The sequence below is a fragment of the Candidatus Thermoplasmatota archaeon genome, from assembly GCA_022848865.1.
GTDB lineage: Archaea > Thermoplasmatota > Thermoplasmata > RBG-16-68-12 > JAGMCJ01 > JAGMCJ01.
Window position 1 is genome coordinate 1 of the sequence record JAJISE010000013.1, and the last position, 17,930, is coordinate 17,930.

The 17,930-nt window shown below is 59.4% G+C and carries 15 protein-coding genes; 8 read left to right on the plus strand and 7 right to left on the minus strand.

The annotated features are described in order from the left end of the window. Positions 1-526 (minus strand): 2-dehydropantoate 2-reductase (locus tag LN415_03825; GenBank protein ID MCJ2556219.1); only part of this gene is annotated, 526 nt, incomplete at its 3' end. A gap of 112 nt (positions 527-638) precedes the next feature. On the opposite strand from LN415_03825, the gene LN415_03830 reads away from it, so the two are divergent. The 4 genes from LN415_03830 to LN415_03845 all read left to right on the plus strand — a co-directional run bounded on the left by LN415_03830 (position 639) and on the right by LN415_03845 (position 3,946). After that, positions 639-1,817, plus strand: coding sequence for a 3-ketoacyl-CoA thiolase (locus LN415_03830; protein MCJ2556220.1), 1,179 nt, complete (start codon positions 639-641; stop codon positions 1,815-1,817). Continuing rightward, entirely contained in the window at positions 1,814-2,251 is a 438-nt protein-coding gene (locus tag LN415_03835; protein ID MCJ2556221.1) for a Zn-ribbon domain-containing OB-fold protein, read from the plus strand. Before LN415_03830 ends, LN415_03835 begins: the two co-directional genes overlap by 4 nt. Before the next feature lie 61 nt (positions 2,252-2,312). Further along, entirely contained in the window at positions 2,313-3,161 is an 849-nt protein-coding gene (locus LN415_03840; protein MCJ2556222.1) for a 3-hydroxybutyryl-CoA dehydrogenase, read from the plus strand. A gap of 8 nt (positions 3,162-3,169) precedes the next feature. Beyond that, positions 3,170-3,946, plus strand: coding sequence for an enoyl-CoA hydratase-related protein (locus tag LN415_03845; GenBank protein ID MCJ2556223.1), 777 nt, complete (start codon positions 3,170-3,172; stop codon positions 3,944-3,946). Here LN415_03845 and LN415_03850 read toward each other — a convergent pair whose 3' ends face one another. The 3 genes from LN415_03850 to LN415_03860 are packed head-to-tail and all read right to left on the minus strand — an operon-like array spanning position 3,947 to position 8,043. Further along, the gene (locus LN415_03850) at positions 3,947-4,681 is read right to left on the minus strand and encodes an SDR family oxidoreductase (GenBank protein MCJ2556224.1); all 735 of its coding nucleotides are present in this window, start codon (positions 4,679-4,681) and stop codon (positions 3,947-3,949) included. Positions 4,682-4,685: 4 nt separating this feature from the next. Further along, positions 4,686-5,294 carry an MBL fold metallo-hydrolase gene (locus LN415_03855; protein MCJ2556225.1) on the minus strand — a complete coding sequence of 203 codons (609 nt, stop codon included), beginning with the start codon at positions 5,292-5,294 and terminating at the stop codon, positions 4,686-4,688. A 37-nt stretch (positions 5,295-5,331) separates the two neighbouring features. Continuing rightward, positions 5,332-8,043, minus strand: a complete 2,712-nt coding sequence (locus LN415_03860; GenBank protein ID MCJ2556226.1) for a hypothetical protein — start codon at positions 8,041-8,043, stop codon at positions 5,332-5,334. Between the two features lie 143 nt (positions 8,044-8,186). On the opposite strand from LN415_03860, the gene LN415_03865 reads away from it, so the two are divergent. Next, positions 8,187-9,620 (plus strand): aminopeptidase, encoded by a 1,434-nt coding sequence (locus LN415_03865; GenBank protein MCJ2556227.1) that lies wholly within the window; start codon positions 8,187-8,189, stop codon positions 9,618-9,620. Here LN415_03865 and LN415_03870 read toward each other — a convergent pair whose 3' ends face one another. Both LN415_03870 and LN415_03875 read right to left on the minus strand, forming a co-directional pair. After that, complete coding sequence (locus LN415_03870; GenBank protein MCJ2556228.1) at positions 9,621-10,496, minus strand: hypothetical protein; 876 nt, start codon at positions 10,494-10,496, stop codon at positions 9,621-9,623. A 45-nt stretch (positions 10,497-10,541) separates the two neighbouring features. Beyond that, positions 10,542-11,918 (minus strand): DUF835 domain-containing protein, encoded by a 1,377-nt coding sequence (locus LN415_03875; GenBank protein ID MCJ2556229.1) that lies wholly within the window; start codon positions 11,916-11,918, stop codon positions 10,542-10,544. A 158-nt stretch (positions 11,919-12,076) separates the two neighbouring features. On the opposite strand from LN415_03875, the gene LN415_03880 reads away from it, so the two are divergent. Beyond that, entirely contained in the window at positions 12,077-13,360 is a 1,284-nt protein-coding gene (locus tag LN415_03880) for a hypothetical protein (GenBank protein ID MCJ2556230.1), read from the plus strand. On the opposite strand, the gene LN415_03885 is transcribed toward LN415_03880, so the two are convergent. Next, a complete protein-coding gene (locus LN415_03885; protein ID MCJ2556231.1) occupies positions 13,357-16,611 on the minus strand; it encodes a M28 family peptidase in 3,255 nt (1,084 codons plus the stop codon). The genes LN415_03880 and LN415_03885 overlap by 4 nt on opposite strands. Before the next feature lie 110 nt (positions 16,612-16,721). On the opposite strand from LN415_03885, the gene LN415_03890 reads away from it, so the two are divergent. Continuing rightward, positions 16,722-17,231: a hypothetical protein gene (locus tag LN415_03890; GenBank protein MCJ2556232.1), complete on the plus strand. Its 510-nt coding sequence runs from the start codon at positions 16,722-16,724 to the stop codon at positions 17,229-17,231. Between the two features lie 116 nt (positions 17,232-17,347). Beyond that, complete coding sequence (locus LN415_03895; protein MCJ2556233.1) at positions 17,348-17,911, plus strand: GTP-binding protein; 564 nt, start codon at positions 17,348-17,350, stop codon at positions 17,909-17,911. Positions 17,912-17,930: the final 19 nt, after the last annotated feature.

A 17,930-nucleotide genomic window follows, 5' to 3' on the forward strand; every position in this document is an offset into this window, starting at 1 on the left:
CGGTCAGCACTTCCGCGATGCGCTTGGCGAACTCGACGCCCGCGTCAGAGACAGCGCCGATGTAGTTGGGCTTGTTGAAGAACACCATGCTCACGTGTCCGTTCTCCACGAGCCCACCGGCGTAGTTCACGATGAAGCGAAGTGCGCGCTCCTCACCGAACGCGTCCGCGAGCATCTGCTCCGTGTCCATTCCGTTCTGGTAGCTGACGAGGAAGGTGCCGGGCTCGACGACTCCCTTGAGACCGTCGATGACGCGCGGAAGGACGGAGGCCTTGACTGCCACAAAGACCACTTCGATCTCCTTTCCCTTCAGCTCGGAGATATCGTAGCAGACGTCGGGAATGACTACCTTCAGGTCCTCCAGACCAGAAACTCTCAGCCCGTCGGTCCTGATGACATCGAGATGATCCTTCACAATGTCAACGGGGTAGACAACATTGCCACCCTGCGCCAGGTGAGCGGCCAGAATCCCGCCGACCGGCCCGACGCCGACGATGGCTGCCCGAAGCGGTTCTCCAGTACCCATGATACCCCCTGCGACTGATGGAATGCCGAATCTATCAATAAGGTTTTCCCATCGGGACCAAACGTTATTACGGAGTTGTGCTTCCTCTAATCCGCCTGAAAGGCCAGGAGGCATGTCTTTGAAGAACGTCGCTATCGTTGCATGTGGTCTCGCCCCGTTCGGAGTGCGAAAGGCCACTTGGAGAGAGCTCGTGCAGGAGGCGAGCAAGTCCCTGTTTGATGATGTGCAGAACCTTGACAAGAAGGACATCGACAGTCTTTTCGTCGGTGCGGCGATGCCAGAGCGCTTCGCATTCCAGTCGCACGTCGCGCCCCTCGTCGCGGAGCAGGTGGGAATCGTCCCGCACAAGGTCGTCACGAGGACGGAGCTCGCGTGCTCCTCCGGTCAGTCCGCAGTGCGCACGGCCTGGGCGTCCATCGTCACGGGTCTTAGCGATATCGCTCTGTGCATGGGCGTGGAGAAGATGAACATGCCCAACATGCTGGAGACGCAGACGAGCATGGCCTGCGTCCTCGAGCGGGAATGGGACGGCGTGCAGGGAGCAAGCGCACCGCCCTTCTTCGCGATGTGCGCGCAGAGGCACATGCACAAGTACGGCACGACGGTGGAGCAGATGGCGATGGTCTCCGAGAAGAACCATCACTTCTCCACGACGAACCCGTACGCGCAGTTCCAGAAGGAGATCCCGGCCGAGAAGGTCCTCGGTTCACCCATGATCGCCCCGCCGCTGAGGCTCTTCGACTGCTCGGGGATAACGGACGGCGCCGCTGCCGTCATACTGACGTCGGAGGAGAGGGCGAAGGAGTTCACGGACACGCCCACTTACATCATCGGCTCGGGCCAGTGCTCCATGGCGAGCAACCTGGCCAACTACAAGAGCCTGTCCACCTGGCACCCGCTGAAGATAGCCGCCAAGGAGGCCTACAGGTCCGCCAAGATCGGGCCGATGGACCTGGACTTCGCGGAGCTGCACGACTGCTTCACCATCTCGGAGATAATCGAGTACGAGGACGCTGGCTTCTGCGAGAAGGGCGAGGGCGGCAAGTTCATCGAGGAGGGTCAGTCCAACATCGGAGGAAAGATGCCGATCAACACTAGAGGCGGTCTGCTGGGCACCGGGCATCCGCTCGGAGCTACGGGAATCGGTCAGATCGTGGAGGTCATGCAGCAGTTCAGGTCGACCGTGCCCAAGGAGAGGCTGGTAGACGGAGCGGAGATGGCCATGACGCACAACCTCAGCGGGGCGGCGAACGTTCACAGCATCCTCGTATTCGGGAGGTCGCCGACATGACGACGATAGTGCTGCCGTACATGCTGGATTTCTACCCGCTCCAGGACGAGGACAACACCCGGGTCCACCAGTTCTACGCGAGCCTGCGGGAGGGGAAGCTGACGACGACCAAGTGCAAGAACTGCGGTGGGCTCTTCTGGCCCCCGCGAGTCGCGTGTCCCGGATGCAACTCGGACCAGTTCGAGTGGGTCGAGCTTCCCGACGAGGGAGAGCTGTACGCCTTCACGGCGATGTTGCTGGGGGCTCCTTTGGGGATGGAGAAGGACGTTCCCTTCGTGCTCGGGATGGTGCTACTTGACGGCACGGAGTTCAAGGTCCTGTCGCGCATCGGAAACACGAAGTACGAGGACTGCGGCATCGGGATGCGCGTCAAGCTCGAGACGTACGAGCTCGAGGACGGGCGGGTCTGGTTCAGGTTCGTTCCTGTGGATTAGAGAAACTAAGTTATACCACGTTCCATTTTCGGACACAGGGGAGGAAATGAAAGTCGAAGACATCAAGAAGATATGCGTTCTTGGAGCCGGAACTATGGGTGCTGGCATCGCTCAGCTCTGCTCGGTGGCCGGCTACAAGGTCACAATGCGCGACATCGAACAGAAGTTCGTGGATGGCGGGTTCGACAGGATCAGCGGTCCACTGGGGAAGAGGGTAGCGAAGGGCAAGATGACGCAGGAGGACGTCGACAAGATCCTCGGCAACATCGAGGGCACGACGGACATCGCTCATGCGGCAAAGGACGCGGACGTCGTCATCGAGGCCATCTTCGAGAACATGGAGATCAAGAAGGAACTCTTCAAGGAGATCGACGAGATTGTCCCGGACCACGTGATATTCGCGTCCAACACGTCATCGCTGAGCATCACTGAGCTCGCGTCCGCGACCAAGCGGCCGGACAGGTTCGTGGGAATGCACTTCTTCAACCCCGCACCGGTGATGAAGCTGATCGAGCTCATCCGCGGCTCCGAGACGTCGGACGAGACGCTGGAGACGATCAGGGAACTGAGCGTCAAGCTCGGGAAGGAGCCCATCGAGGTGAAGGAGACTCCCGGTTTCGTCGTCAACCGCCTGCTCGTGCCCATGCTCAACGAGGCGTTCAATCTCTTGGACGAGGGCGCGGCCTCGCCGGAGGACATAGACAAGGCGATGAAGTTCGGCGCGGGCTGGCCCATGGGTCCGTTCGAGTTGGCAGACTACACTGGCATCGACATAGGGCTCGACGTGATGGAGGTCCTCTTCCGCGAGACGGGAGACCCGAAGTTCCGGCCCGCCCCGCTGCTGCGCAAGTACGTGCGCGCAGGCCGCCTGGGACGCAAGACGAAGAAGGGCGTCTACGACTACGAGTAGGTGAGAGCATGGTTTTCGTCAAGAGAAGAAGGGAGAAGGACATCGGCTGGATAACGATTGACAGGCCGGACGCGCTGAACGCACTGAACGCGACGGTGCTCAAGGAGCTGAAGGCTGCTGCGGACAAGATGGCGGCGGACGAGAAGGTCAGCGTGGTTATCGTCACGGGCTCGGGCGACAAGGCCTTCGTGGCGGGCGCTGACATCAAGGAGATGCTGGGGAAAACGCCCCTCGAGATGAGGAGCTTCACCATGCTGGGACACGAGGCCATGAACGCCATCGCGAGGATGGAGAAGCCCGTCATCGCCGCAGTCAACGGATATGCGCTCGGCGGCGGGCTGGAGCTCGCTCTTGCGTGCGACATCAGGATAGCGTCCGAGAACGCGATGGTCGGCGTCCCGGAAGTGAAGCTGGGCATATTCCCTGGCTTTGGCGGGACTCAGAGACTCACCAACGTTGTGGGCAAGGGCTGGGCCGCGGAGATGGTCTTCACAGGCAGGATGGTCACGGCCAAGGAGGCCCTTTCAATGGGACTCGTGAACAAGGTCGTCCCGCTCGAGGACCTGACGAAGGAAGTGAAGGGTCTCGCGGGCACGATAGCGAAGAACGGGCCGATAGGTGTTAGGCTCGCGAAGTCCGCAATCAACATGGCCCTCGAGGGCAGCCTCACTGATGGGCTTGCCTACGAGCGGGAACTCGTCTCTCTGGCGTTCTCGACCGAGGACAAGGAAGAGGGGATGAAGGCATTCCTCGAGAAGAGGAAAGCGAACTTCAAGGGCAAGTAGTCAGACTGTCAGGTACCCGCCATTCACGTGGATCGTCTCGCCGACGATGTAGTCGGCGTCTTCTGAGCACAGAAAGGAGACAGCGCCCGCTATGTCCTCTGGTCTGCCCAGTCTCCCCGCAGGAATGCCCCCGAACTTCTCCATCTTCTGCTCCTCGGTGTAGCCTCTAAGGATGGCAGTGAGAGTCGCTCCAGGTGCCACGGCGTTGACCCTTATGCCATGCCGCGCCACCTCGAGGGCGAGGGACTTGGTGAAGCCTATGACGCCGGCCTTGGAGGCTCCGTAGTGTGCGCCCTGCGTCGAGCCGCTGAAGCCGAGCATGCTGGATACATTCACTATGCGTCCCCAGCCCTCCTCCCTCATGTTCGGGACGGCATACTTGCAGCAGTTGTACATGCTGTCAAGGTTCGTGTGGATGACGCGATTCCAATCCCTCTTTGTCAGCTCATCGAAGGGCTTGCGCGGGTAGATCCCCGCATTATTCACGAGAACGAGTGGCACTCCGAGCTCCGATTCAGCCTGGGCGAACATCAGCAACACTTCATTCTCCTTGGAGACATCGGCCTGCACAACAACACCATTCATTCCAGCCCTTATGACCTCGGACAGGGTTCTTTCGGCCGAGCTCCTCCTGCTCCGGTAGTTTATCGCAACGTGGAATCCGTCCCGCGCCAGCCTGATGGCGATGGCGCGTCCGATTCCCCGCGAGGCCCCTGTGACAAGCGCTACTGTCATCAGATCACGGCTCCTTCATGAACTCGATGAACTCCTCCAGGATCCTGTCCTCGAGCGTGTAGTTCTCCCGCACCTCCTCGCCTATCGTGGAGGACGGCTTGGGACCGTAGTCGTGCCCGGGCCACACCTCCATATCCTCGGGAAGCGCCTTGATCCTGTTGAGGCTGTCGTACATCTCCACGGGATCGCCGCCCGCCAGGTCTGTGCGACCGCACTCTCGGACGAAGAGCGTGTCGCCGGTCATGATCTTGCCGTCGACGATGACGCATATCCCGTCGGGCGTATGACCAGGCGTGTGCATTATCTCGATCGTAAGCCCGCCCAGTTGTATCCTCTGACCGTCCTTTACCGCGAGATCGATACTAACCCGCGACGATTCGTGGGCGACGACCTTTGCCCCCGTCTTCTTCGTCAGGTAGTCCGTTCCGAAGGTGTGGTCGGGATGAGAGTGGGTCAGGAAAACGTAGACGAGCTTGAACCCATTCTCTTTCAGACAGCGGAGGATGGTCCTCTGGTTCCCGGAGGTGTCCACCACGGCCGCCAGGCCAGAGCCTTCGTCACCGATGAGATACGAGAAGTTGTCCCCCCGCTTGCGGATCTGCTCGAATATCATCCGACTCGTGAAGGTGAGGCGACCTTATCTGCTTTTCCTACTTGATGCGCTCCAGGCTGAAGGCGCCTATGATGAGCCCGCGGTCCGTCCGTTTGTACTGGACCCACTCGCGCGTCTGGACGTCGCACACGCCCTGGATTGACAGGAACGTCTTCGTGTCCTCCTCCTTGAACATGACCGCCCCGTCCATCTGGTGCTCGATGGTCTCGATCTCCCTCTGGTCGTGCATCCCCCTCTCGAGGGCGAACGCGCCCACGAAACGGGTCTGGCGAAGGTCATTGACCATCCTCTGGATGAAGTCGTACGCCTCGCTCGGCTCCGAGTGCGATAAGCTCGGCGACAGGCTGAGGTACGCTATCCGGAAGTACTCGTGCTCTTCCCCGAGGACCGCCTCGATCTCGTGCAGACCTTCCAGTATGTTGCCCAGGTCCGCCGCCCCGTTGACCCTGTACACGCGCTTCTCCTTGTCGAACCCAACCGCATCAGGCGGGATCTGGGAGGTCGCGTCGATCCACTTGACGAGACCGATGCGCTCGTACTCGACGAACTCCACGAGGATCGGACCCATGTCCCTGGAGATCTCCTGCGGCGGCTTGGACGTCGTGACGATGACGGCGGGGATGCCCTTTCTGAGGCCCTCCGCTATGAAGTTGAGTATGGCGACCTCCTTCCCGAGGAAGGACGGGCCGATGAAGAGAACGTTCGAATTGAACGGAATGCCCCCGTACATGAGGTCGTCGAGCTTCGTGATGCCCGTCCTGACCTTCTCCACCTTCTTCTCCTCGATTACCTCTTCCTCCATGTCGGAGATGTCCTCCCTGAGCTTCTGCTGGAGCGCTTTCTCCCGCATCTCGAGCCCCTTCTCCCTCTGGTAGGTCACGTTCTTGAGCTCCCTCTCCTTCGTGCGGAGCCTCTCCTCGCGCACGCGAATCGCTCTCTCCCTCTCCCCGTGATCCGCCCCTTCAGCCGCGGCGCTCTGCGTCGCCTCGAGAGCCGTGAGCTTCATCCTGGCCTCCTTCTCCTCGAGCGCCTTCTCGCGCTCGATCAGGGCCTTCATCCTCCCGCCAATGGACTTGGATTCCCCCTCGAGCCTCTCCTCCAGCTCGTTTATCGTCTTCTCCTTGTGCTGGATCTCCATCTCCTTGGTCTCCACCTCCTCCTTGAGCGAGTCGTAGTCGGTCACCTTCTTGCGGGCCTCAGCGGACAGCTGCCTGAGGTTCTCCTCCCTCTCCTTCAACTGCTGCGCATCCTCGGTCAGGGCGGTACTGCCCATCTCGAACGTCTCCCTCTCCTCCTGGAGCTTCGACTCGCGGTCGGCCACCTCGACCTCCTTGAGGACATACGCCTCTTCCCTGACCTTCAGGTCCTCGAACCTCTCCGCGAGCGAGGACCCCCGCTCGTTCAGCTCGGACTTCCACTCCTCCAGCTCCGTCGTCGCGGAGTCCAGCTCGGCCTCCTTGTCCTTGAGCCGGGTCTCCCATTCCTCCAGGGTCGGGGCTTCGCCCCCGCTGGCAGGAACGCCGGCTGACGGTTCCCGCTCAAGAACGGCGAGCTCCTTCTCGCGAGCGATGATGTCGTCCCTCTTCTTGCCCAGTTCCGTGCGGGCCTGTTCGTGCCTATTCCTCTCCTTGCCCATCGCCTTCTCGAGGGACGTGAGCTCGCGCATCTTCGCATCATGCTGGATTTCCCGCCGCCGGAGCTTGCTCTCCCTTCTCTGGAGCGTGGCGGCCGTTCTCGTGAGGTCCTGCCTCACCCGCTTGGACTTCTCCGACTGCGCCTTGACCTCGCCCTTCACTATCTCCATCTCGCTCATCTTGGCGTCGGCGTCGGCCTTGATCGCCCCGATCCTCCTCTCCATCGCGAGGAACTCGTGCTCCTTCTTGTCGATATGCACCTGGAACTCGTGCATGTCCTTGCGCCGGGACTCGATGTACATGAGCGCTCTGGACAGCTCCTTGTCGTAGCTCTCCAGGTGGGCCTCCCTTGCCAGGAGGGCCTTCTCCCTTCGGTCGACCAGCGACTGGCGGGAGCTGAGCTCCTTCCCCAATGTGGACATCTTGTCACTGTTCGCGCGGATTATGTGCCGCTCCTGCGCGGACGTCGAGCTCGCGAGTACGTGGAGCATGGACCCGCTCAGCTGGTAGCTTATGGCGCTCCCGAGGTAGCCCATCACGAGGGGGAGGTAGCTTGGCGGGAGGGCGGATACGATCATTATCATGCTGACAAGGACCATCGGGATCGTCGACGACCCTACGCTGGTCACCTTTCTCAGACCCTTCCCCCGCCAGGTCATCGCCATGGAGATCATGGTGAGCGACAGGCCCAGCAGGGACACGGGGTATATCCAGGGCAGGTACTGGAACTGAAGGACACCGGACTCGGCCACGAGAACGATGACCAGGCCGATGACCGGCACGGTCGTCCCGAGCACTGTGAGGATGAAATGCCCGCTCGTCCTCTCGTAGGAGTAGGGCTCCCATTTGAGCGCGAGTGCGGAAGCTCCAACGCCGATGCCGATCATCATGGGGAGCGTCCAAAGAAGAAGAACCGCCGAGGAGAAAGGCGGGTCGGCGAATATCTCGGTGACTTCCATAAGGTATGCGAGTATGGCGTTGAACGTGAGCACCATGGCGGCAATTACGCCGTAGCCGTGAGCCGCCCTTCCCATGCGAAGCTGCAGCCTCGCAGTCTCTGCGGCCATTGCGGCCCGCTCCGCTTTCTTGCGCTTATCGCGAGTACCACTGGCCATTCAATCATCCCTAATGATTCCCTTCAGACTATTGAATCGTGATTGGATTACTTAAGGATATACGTTTCGTAATCGGATTTGATACTATGACGGTAACTTAATACGAGGAACTTGACTTACTCCTCAACATCTGGGGTGATGTTCTGGCAAAGAAGAAGAAGCTCGAAGATAGGCTGATGGCGAAGAAGGAATCCGCCTGGAAGGGCATGAGCAGAACGATGAGGAAGAAGGTCTTCGATTACGCTGAGGGTTACAAGTCCTTCTTGGGCAAGGCGAAGACGGAGAGGAAAGCGGTCAATGAGATCGTCTCCCTGGCGGAGGAGAACGGGTTCGTCGAGATGGACTCCGCGAAGGACGTGAGACCGGGGACCCGCCTGTACTGCGTGAACAGGAACAAGAGCGCGGCGCTCTTCGTCGTGGGGAAGAGGCCCATAGCCGAGGGAATCAACATAGTGGCATCGCACATCGACTCCCCGAGGCTCGACCTCAAGCAGAACCCCCTCTACGAGGATGCGGACTCGGAGGTCGCGCTCTTCAAGACGCACTACTACGGTGGCGTGAGGAAGTATCAGTGGGTCAACTGCCCGCTGGCGCTGCACGGAAAGGTCATCCTGGGAAGCGGCAAGGAAGTCGAGATGACGATCGGAGAGAAGGAGGACGACCCGATCTTCATAATACCCGACCTGCTGCCCCATCTCGCGTATAACGTGCAGAACAAGAGGAAGCTGCCCGATGGCATCAGGGGAGAGGAGCTGAACATCCTGGTCGGACACATCCCGATAGAGGACAAGAAGGTCAAGGAGAAGATCAAGCTCAGCGTCCTCAACCATCTGAACAAGGAGTACGGCATGACGGAGGAGGACTTCGTCAGCGCGGAGTTCGAGGCGGTTCCCGCGGGCCAGCCAAGGGACCTCGGGTTCGACAGGGGAATGCTCGTCGCGTACGGGCAGGACGACAGGGCGTGTGCGTACAGTTCCCTGACAGCGATGGTCGACCTGAAGACTCCCGCTAGGACCTGCCTCGCGTTCTTCTTCGACAAGGAGGAGATAGGGAGCGAGGGCGCCAGCGGCGTCCAGTCGAGGTTCTTCGATATCGTCCTCTCCGAGCTGATGGAGAAGATGGAGCCCGGCTACAGGGACATGGACCTGCGGAAGATGATCGCAAGGTCGAAATCCCTCTCCGCAGACGTGGAGGTGGCCATTCACCCGACGTTCAAGGAGGTCCATGAGGCGACGAACGCAGCGCGCCTCGGAAGGGGGATCGCGATTACCAAGTACACGGGCGCGTTCGGAAAGGCACGCGCGAGCGACGCCAATGCCGAGTACGTGGGGCAGATAAGGAACCTGTTCAACCAGAAGAGGATACCGTGGCAGGCTGCCGAGTTGGGCAGGGTCGACGAGGGCGGCGGTGGAACGGTGGCGCTGTTCCTCGCCAGGCACAACCTCGACGTCCTCGACTGCGGCCCGCCGCTCCTGGCGATGCACTCGCCGATGGAGGTCTCGAGCAAGGCGGACATCTATAACTCGTACAGGGCGTATCTCGCGTTCTTCCGGAGCGACCTCGGCCCGACCGCGTGATTACTTCCGACGCCTCTCGATGTAGAGGGCAGCGAGTATCAGCGCGATGACCACGGCCACGGGGATCAGCCAGAAGAGCAGCGGCAGAACCTCGTCATCGGGCGACTGTGCCGCGGCGTACGTATACGAGAGCAGCTCCCACTGGCTGATCACGACAACGCCGCCTGTGCTCCTGTCGATGCGCACGCCCGCGCCGACCTCATCGGAGTAGTAGTTGTCCTCCACGAGGCCGTTGGATTCCGTCCTGAGTATGTGATGCGTCTGGAACACGCCCGCCTGAACTGTGATCTCGGCGTACTCGACACAGGAATAGGTGACGGCGACCGAGCCGCTCCAGTCCGTCGAGGTGTAGATCGGCGCGCTTCCCTCGATCTCCACGAGCATCGTCTCGTTCGACGTCCTCGTGAGCGTCACGTTCCCGCTGTCACCGACATCATAGGGATGTTGCCAGGCGTCCAGCACGACATCGCTGTGAGTCGTGTTCTGAATGCTGAGATAGAAGTTGAGAGGAACCCCCACGTCCATGAGACCGCGAAAGACGAGAGTGGTCTGGGACCTGACTATCTCCAAGCTCACGATGTCCCAATTCTCCAGTCCGACCATCGTCCAGTTGCCAGAGACGTTATGGCCCTCGAAGACGCCGATGAACGTCCCGTTGCCGATGATCTCGTTCCGAATTGTGTGGTACGGCGTGGAGTCGACGTATACCCTCTCGGTGTCCGTGATCGCCATTTCGAGCGTTCCGGCCAGGACGAACCCCAGAGAATGGGTCATGTTCGCCGAGTAGACCCAGCTATTGCCTTCCTCGTAGCTCGGCATTAGGACCTGTCCCTCCGCCAGTCCAGATGAGACTGAAAGGAGGGTCATCGCCGTCAATGCAAACACCAAACACGCCCTGATGGAACCACGCTCCGGATCAGCTCAAGTCTTGGCCTTCTCCCTCACCGTCCCATTGACGAGGTTCTCGTTCTCGGAGGGGGCCTCCGCCACCGCGTCCCTCAGCGTTGGATGCCCCAGCTCGACAAAGTCCCTCTTGATGAGGGCGAACTCCTTCTCGTCCAGAGCATTCGGGTCCAAGGGCACTATCAGGATGGATTCCTCCATGGCCATCCTCTCGTTGAGGTCGTGAAGGAGCGTCAGAGACGATTGGAAGTCGTTGTGGGAGATTATGTACTCCAGGCCATCGAGGAGCACGACGGTCTTCTCGCCCTCGGCGACGAAGTGCTCGACCGCGATCGATATCCCTTCCAGCGGCCAGGGCCTTATCGTGTCCTTCCCCGTGGAAACCCTACTGAGCCAGAGAACGGGTGTCTTCTCCAGGCCGTATTCCGCCCTCACCCTCTGGGGCGGGAGTCGGGTGATGCAGAGGCCCTGGTACCCGTGAGTGACCAGGTCCTTGAAGGCGTCGAAGCTCAGGCTCGGGGAATCGTCGACGACAAGGTAGCTCAGCCCGTCGTGGAGTTCGAACCTCCGCTCGGTGCCCAGGTCCGCCTCCGTGATCGGTACGAGGAGCTCCTGCAGATAGCCTGGCCCCCTGACAGCGTAGGCGACGAGACCGAGCATCAGGATGCCGAACAGGAACCCGATGCCCCTGAGGTCGACGGCCTGGCTGGGCAGAAGAACTTCGAACAGGAGTTCCGACAGCGTGTAGGAGACGATGCCAATGGCGATGAGGTACGTGTTGAGTGCCACGGACCGAGGCACTCTCGTCTTGACCAGATAGCTTGAGAGCTTGTATGGGATGAAGATCAGCGTCGCCACAGTAGCGAGGAGCAACATGCCTATGAACCAGAGAGGGAACACGAAGGTGAACGTGCCCCCGGCCTCGTGCAGGACGTCTACGGGCGCGATTGCCGTCGAGATGATGGCCGCGACCATTACGACGAGGTAGAATATGTACGCGCTCGGGAACTCCTTACGGAGATTCCAGAAAAGGTCCCTCGCACCCTTCACGTCGGGGTTGGCGATGACCACGGCGAACGCCCCGGCCGTTATGCCCATGAGCAGGTCGAAGGTCGCCTGGACCTTCTTGCCCACGGTCAGGAGGTTGCCGGAATCCGACTGGGCGATCGACGTGTAGATGAAGAGATGAGCGGAGATGGCGCACACGAGGAAGAGAATCGAGAGCAAGAGAAGGGACTTGTGAAATCCCTTCATCGTCTTCTGCCTGAGCAGAGCGATGACTATGATAACCGACATCGTCAGGGCCGCGAAGACAGTGACATACTGGAGTATTCCAATACCTCCATCTAGTGCTATCTGGTCGTCTTTCCACGCATTTCGCATCCTAAAAAGCATGCCGTTTCCGTTATCCATAATGATAATCCAGGTAGTCCTGGACAGAGGGAGCGGACTCACTCTCAATAGAGATAATCAGTTTTGATTTCCGTCCGAGAATATTAATCCGTCTCTATTCGAATTCCTCACTTCGAGGAAGTTCTGGGAGATTCCGATTCATGGCACAGAGGACTATTGAGCTCAGCTCCAACGATGTCGACATACTATCGGACATTGTAACGAAGCTGGGAGGTCATGCCAAGGGCCTCCTGAATGACGTGGACCTTGGCATCAGCAGGTCGAGGCTTTCGTGGCACATCGACGAGGTCCACCGCAACCTCACAAGGCTCAGAGAGTCGAACGGAGGTAGGACCATAGCTCTGAGACCGCCCGGGCTGAACAACAGTCCCGTGCTGGACAACATGGGGGACACGTGGAACTACGTCCAGACGCTCAGATTCGCTGCCGGAGCCACCATGATCTCGCAGAGGTACCAGAGGTTCATGTCCGCCGAGACCCTGAGGAGGTCCATGCTCGCGAAGATACTCTACAAGTGCCAGACGGGGATCCTGGACGACCTCGTGGACACTCACAGGTACTCATACATAGAGGCGAAGGACCTCTATCACCACGTTCTGTCCTCGATGACGGACCCGGACTTCGAGATGAACGCGTTCAAGAACAAGCTGACGTCGATGATGAAGCAGGAGCAGCTGGGCCTGTTCGACCTCGTGACGGACATAACGGCGAGCTTCAACGAGATGTTCGTCGAATCGCCGCACGGCCACGAGCTCTTCTATCAGATGGACATCCTGGACGAGAGGGTCACGCTGGGTCAGGCGTTGACGATGTTCCAGAAGGAGGGTTCCCTGGACACCGTCAAGATCAGGAGGATCGCCTCGCGCTTCTACTCCCCCGCGGAGGACCTCGAATGGTATGACCGCTTGGCGAACTACGTGAGCGGGGGGACGAGGTACAATCTCATAGACATCTCGTTCTGCGACAGCGCCCTCGACATGAACCAGATCAACACGCTTCTGGAGGGGTGGTTCTACTACGACGTCGTAATCGTGTACCTCAACAACATCGTGCACATATACCAGGACCTGAAGGAGGGCATAGCGAACCTGTCGCTGATATCCATGCGGGAGGAGGAGGTTTCCGGCCTCAAGACGCTGGCAGGGTACAATCCCAGGCTGACGACGGACGACTACTCCGATCACATACGCAGGCTCGCCGGATACGCCTCGCGAGCTCTCGACGTGGTGACGAACGGATACGAAGACGAGACGCTCTACTACCCGTTCATCACGGTGATGATGCCCGTGGTGATGATGGCCGAGTGGATAGGGAAACAGGACTCCTTCATCGGTCTCTACCTGGACGAGCTGTCACCGGCCCTGCAGAGAGCGGCAGCGGAGGTCGCGGAGGTCGCACCCGAGCCCGCCGAGGCTGTCGTCTAGTTCTCTATTATCCAGTATCCTCTGCCTGGTTCCAGGAACTCGTTCGAAGCGTATTCTCTCAGGTAGTATGGCGGCGCCCCCGCATCGTATCCCTCGAGGGAGATGTACGGGACTCCCGCCAGAGCATCGCTCACGAGCCTCGGCACTGGGGACGGGTAGCCTACCAGATTCCATCCTGTGGTCAGTTGAATCGTGAACTGAGGGAGGACGGACCCCGCAAAGGTCAGGTCCGAGCTCGAGGTGATGCTGACCCACATGCCAATGGTGTAATCGGTGGTCGACATGGTGTTCACGTTCCTGAAGGCGGCAAAGGCCCTCCAGCCTGGTCCCGTAAAGGTCGGGTCGTACGCCCTGATGGAGCTGTACGAGGCCGTGGCCATATCCTTCCAGAACTCGGCGTCCGTCTGGTACAGCGGAACGGAGATCAGCTGCTCGCCCGGGCTCAGATTCATCACAATCTTGCCGCCTTGGCTCTCACTCGCTCCACAGTTCCCTGCGCTGTCATTCGCGCAGATGAAGTAGAAGTAGTCGGAAGGGTCGCCGTATCCAGCGCCTGCGTCCAGGTATCCGCTCGTGCCCGGCGGGAGGTCGGCGAGGAACTCGTATCCCAGGCCGTTCTTGTCGTAGGATGTTCCCCTGTACAGCGCGTAGTTCGCGATGTCCGTGGCATCGTCCGGAGACGGTGTCCAGGAGACGCCCACATCCTGCAGTGACGGTCCTTCAAGGCTGCCAGTCACATCGGAAGCTGGGAGTGGTGGCACCGTATCGCCGTCCGTCACTTCCAGCACCACGTTCACCGGTGAGCCCCAGTTCCCCGCCGAGTCCATACCCCTAACGTACAGGGTATGCATTCCTTCGCTCAGACCGTTGGCATCGACCAAGTAGTTCGCATCTTCAATCACAGAGTCGAGGGAGCCGTCCACAGCGGCCATCGGTGTTCCCTTTCCGATGCCGGGATCGGTGCCGACGTAGTATTCCACGGCATGCACGCTGCTCATGCCCGTCGTCTCGTCCGAGACCGTTGCGGTCAGGTCCGCGAGAGGCGTCCCCTCCGTGGGACTCGGACTCACACCGATACTGGTCACGACGGGCCCAACAGAGTCACCGGTCATGGAGTACTTCACGATCAGCTTGGGAGCAAAAGGCGTGGCGAAGCTTGTTCCCTCATAGCCCGACCTCCACGCGAATATCAGGCCATCGGTTATGGCCGGAGACCTTGGACCCTCTATCCTGAACGAGATCTGCCCATTCGAGAGGTGAGACTCCAATAGGGCGAACTGGCCAGGCAGGAACTCGAATGTGTTCCACTGCATTTCGGCCATGTCCGGGTTGCTGAGTATCGGGAATATGACTGCGTCCTCCACTGCGCCTTCGATGTCGGGGAAGGCGTGCGTTGTCCAGCCGGTATCGATAGAGGCGTTCAGGAGCCTAAGGCTCCACTGGCCGAAGGTATCGGTATATATCCATCGATTCCCGTAGAACTGCACGGTGGCCTTGGTGATGGTCGCCCCCATTGGGAGGGGGTCCGTGGGGAACTGCGCGGCTCCGAGGTAGTCGACATCCATTGTTGGTGGGCGCCTGTTGCTATGCCCCACTAGAATCTCAGGATCGTCGAAGTGGTTCCCCGTAGGCTCCTCATCCCTCACCCAGCCCACATAGCCATATCCGGGTATCGTCGTGTATCCAGGTAGAGTGAGGAAGGAGTATTTCGTCCCGGAATTGTCATCCACCGCCTGGTTCCCAGCTATGTCAGAGGATGCGACTTCGAAGTAGTACCTTGTGTCAGGTGTCAAGCCCTCCAACAGGATGCTGTGGTGCTTCTCGAATGCGGCGTCCGATTCGTCACTCCCCAGGGCGGTGGTGAGACCGAAGGACACATCGCTGTCCGCCACTTCGTCGGTGTCCCAAGTTATGATGGCTGACGTTACATCCGGCATCGCCGCAACGTTCCTGATGACGGGTGGAAGACCGTCGGCAGTCGCGTACGCCTGCCTGAGACCAGCTGGCGACGCCTCTACATATGTGGCGGTTATGGTGTCTCCGTGCGCGACCGTCAGCTCACCGGGAATCGCGGGAACAGGCGTCGAGGCCAAGCCACCAACGAAGACGTTCGTGTCCAGGCCGGTCTCCACCAGGGGGACGATTTCACCTGCGGGCTCGGAGGTGCTGTTGACAAGGACGTCCACGAAGTCCTGGACACCTGGATTCACGTTGAGGTCCGTATCGTAGAGCGAGACCCCGATCTGATCGGAAAGCAAGTAGTGCGTCCTATTGAGGTGGATCACTCCTTCACCGGGTGTGTGGATGCCCGCAATCTTCGCGAGGACCGCCACCGCGACCTGCGTCGTCTTGTGAACGAGGTCCATGTTCAGCTTGTCAATCGTGTCCGAGGTCGTGTGGTAGTTCGGTGTGTTGAAGACGGACTCGATCCCCATCATGGCCGGATAACCCTGCGCCCAGAAGGAGGCGTGGTCGCTAGCTCCCGCACCCGGGTTGATGTAGTCGGTCAGGTCGAGACCGATTGAATAGTCAATGTTCGCGTCGACGAACTCGTCAAGAATCCACGCGGACGGGAAATTGGAGAGTATGTCCAGGCCCAGCAGACCCGATGGATCGTAACCGACCATGTCGAACTGCAGGACCATCCCAATGTCCATACCTTTGTCCTTGGCGTCCTTAGCATAAACCTCGCTTCCTACGAGTCCTATCTCCTCGGCAGTCCAACCTGCACATATGACAGTGGCATTGAGCTTGTACTCGCTCAGAACCCTGCAAGCTTCCATGGCAACGGCCGTCCCGCTGGCATCGTCATCTGCACCAGGAGCATCGTTCATCGGGTCAGTGCTGTAGGAATCATAGTGTCCAGACACGATGTAGACGGTTTTGTTGTTCGGATTGAAGGCGGGCAGCGTCCCGAGGACGTTCCTGTACGTTCGAGAGGAATACACGAAGTATTGCGACTCGTTGACAACGTTCGGATTGGAGCCCAGTTCCTCGAGGATGTAGGTCGCTGACTGGTTAAGTTCGTCCGTGTACGCGTATCTCGTCGTGAAGTTCTGCAGGTCCCATATGTAATCAGTCACCTGAGACCTGGAAACATTCGCCACGATGGACGCGATCACGGGGTCATATGCGGCAGGTTCCTCTTCGGAAGGACTTGACACGACGTCACCAGTCCCGCCGAGCACAAAACCAAAGACGGAGAGAGACAAAACGATGAATATGCTGGCTAGCTTCTTGCCCACGGCCATGGATACGCCTCCTCAGGGTAGCCATATCTATGTCCACATCGTATTTAGGATTGTTCCCCGTGGAAAGCATTAAGAAGTCCTCAGCCCAATATCTAAACGACATGGCTGAGATGCAAAGCCGAGAGGATGTTCTTACAGAACTTGCCAAGAAATACGAACGGAACCCTGGTGGCTGGTCTGTCCTCGTGAGAGAGAACAGATCGGGCTACTCGGATTTCTTCATTTCAACGGCAGACGAGCTCTGGCAGTTGAAGGTGGACAGCCTGTACAGGCCTAACGCGAGGGCCATGGGAATGAGAGTCGGGGGCAAGGAAGAGGCTCGAAAGGTCGCCTCTGATTCCACGCCCACATTCGGGTTCCGTTCCCTGCCACCCGACCTCCTGGAGAGGTTCCTTGGCGGGGACTTCGAGCGGGAGGAGTTCACCGAGATAATCGACAGAGTGCTCAAGGAGAAACCCGTGCGGCTCAGCGAGATAGACTCTCCGGGCTTGGTGCAGGGCCCGATCCAGTTCGGTTGGAAGGGGCACCTCTCGGACCAGCAGAAGCTCCTTGACTTGAAGCTCAAGCGAAGCCTGGACAGGAAACTCTTCGAGGAAGGGCTGGGCCTCGGCTATGCGTGAGATAGGACACAAGACCAACATCATTAAATAGGAACGGCCCGATTTCCAAGGCAGTTCGGTTTGGAGCGGCCTTGGAGTGGAGGCACAACGCGAGGGGGAGAGATACGCCGGACGCAATGGTTGTTAAGTTAAAGATATGTCTAGTCGGCGATTCCGCCGTCGGCAAGACGAGCCTTGTTCGCCGCTACGTGAAGGACCAGTTCGATGACGGCTATCTCAAGACGGTGGGAGCGAAGATAGCCAAGAAGACGCTGGTAATCCCCTGGAATGGTACCGAGATCAGAGTGGATATGATCCTCTGGGACATAGCGGGCATCGGTGGAAGGGAGTCCGTTCTCGGGAGAGGTTACCTTGCGGGGACTCAAGGTGTGCTGGCGGTGTGCGACGCCACGGACGACAAGACGATATCTGGTGTAACCGACTGGATCCAGACGGTGAGAGAGCTGGTTGGCGATGTCCCGGTACAGATCGTCATCAACAAGGCCGATGCTCGCGACGCAGACGCTCCGGGGCTCTCGCTGAATGTTGACGGAAGCATCTCGTGCATCCGCGTGAGCGCCAAGACGGGCAGCAACGTCGAGAAGGCGTTCTACGACCTGGCAAGGAGCATCGTCCTCGAAGGGATCGCCCAGAGGATGGCCACAGAAGAAGGAAGGTCCGTTCTCCGTCCACAAGCTTAATAGCGGGTAGCTCCATTCT

Bases quoted from the DNA above. Each gene is read 5' to 3' on its own strand.
- LN415_03895 (MCJ2556233.1), top strand. From the start codon at position 17,348: ATGGTTGTTAAGTTAAAGATATGTCTAGTCGGCGATTCCGCCGTCGGC.
- LN415_03830 (MCJ2556220.1), top strand. From the start codon at position 639: ATGTCTTTGAAGAACGTCGCTATCGTTGCATGTGGTCTCGCCCCGTTC.
- LN415_03880 (MCJ2556230.1), top strand. From the start codon at position 12,077: ATGGCACAGAGGACTATTGAGCTCAGCTCCAACGATGTCGACATACTA.
- LN415_03885 (MCJ2556231.1), bottom strand. From the start codon at position 16,611: ATGGCCGTGGGCAAGAAGCTAGCCAGCATATTCATCGTTTTGTCTCTC.
- LN415_03890 (MCJ2556232.1), top strand. From the start codon at position 16,722: ATGCAAAGCCGAGAGGATGTTCTTACAGAACTTGCCAAGAAATACGAA.
- LN415_03835 (MCJ2556221.1), top strand. From the start codon at position 1,814: ATGACGACGATAGTGCTGCCGTACATGCTGGATTTCTACCCGCTCCAG.
- LN415_03860 (MCJ2556226.1), bottom strand. From the start codon at position 8,043: ATGGCCAGTGGTACTCGCGATAAGCGCAAGAAAGCGGAGCGGGCCGCA.
- LN415_03875 (MCJ2556229.1), bottom strand. From the start codon at position 11,918: ATGCTTTTTAGGATGCGAAATGCGTGGAAAGACGACCAGATAGCACTA.
- LN415_03850 (MCJ2556224.1), bottom strand. From the start codon at position 4,681: ATGACAGTAGCGCTTGTCACAGGGGCCTCGCGGGGAATCGGACGCGCC.
- LN415_03845 (MCJ2556223.1), top strand. From the start codon at position 3,170: ATGGTTTTCGTCAAGAGAAGAAGGGAGAAGGACATCGGCTGGATAACG.
- LN415_03855 (MCJ2556225.1), bottom strand. From the start codon at position 5,294: ATGATATTCGAGCAGATCCGCAAGCGGGGGGACAACTTCTCGTATCTC.